Raw genomic sequence first — 804 nt, forward strand, 5'->3', positions numbered from 1 at the left:
TGGACCGAATCCTCGATGCGATCCTCGATACCTCCGCACTGCCCGCTGTGGTGGCCAGTCCCGGCGCCGCGCAGGTCAACGCCGTGGCGAACATGGTCCGGCAGACGGTCACCGACCTGCCCGCCCGTTTCTCGGCCGCGACCATCCCCGACACCACCGCACCGCACACCACCGCGTCCCCGGCGGACACCCCGGCAAACCGGCGTACCGACGCGCCGACAGTGCCGGTGACTCCCGAGCAGCACACCGCAGCCGCGACCAGCCTGGCAGGAAAACAGTTCCCCGACCTGGCCCACCGGTACGGCGTCGACCCGGCCAGACACGGCACCCTCGCCAGATCATTCCAAGAAGACTGGGTCAAGGGATACCACCAGGTACTCGCGCAGGCCGCCGGCAGCGCCACGCCCGCCACCCCCGGCACGCCGGCTGCGCCCAGCACGCCCAGCATGCCGGGCACTTCGGGTACGGCCAACACGCCGGGCACGTCCGGCACGCCGGATACAGCCGGCGCCCGCAGTACGGTGCCGGGTGGCGCTGCCCCCCACATCGACGGCACGCCGAACCAGGACCACACCAGCGACAGGATGTCGGACAGTGCCATGTCCGTCTCCAGCGACGACGTGTTCAGCGGCGACAGCAGTTCCACCGACACCGTCACGTCCAGTGCCCTCTCCTCACTGGACGAACCGATCAGTGCCGACTCTGGCAGTCTCGGCGAGCCGGCCGTCGCGGCAACGGGGCCGGCCGCCGCGGCGATCGGGTCCGCGGTGGACTCAGGTACGGCATCCCGGCCGGGCGCTGCGT

1 pseudogene is annotated in these 804 nt (G+C 71.4%); it reads left to right on the forward strand.

The features are described 5' to 3' along the window. Window positions 1–804, forward strand: a pseudogene (locus ABGB16_RS33880) (hypothetical protein); the annotation flags it as partial.

Source organism: Micromonospora sp. B11E3 (assembly GCF_039871625.1).
Lineage (GTDB): Bacteria > Actinomycetota > Actinomycetes > Mycobacteriales > Micromonosporaceae > Micromonospora.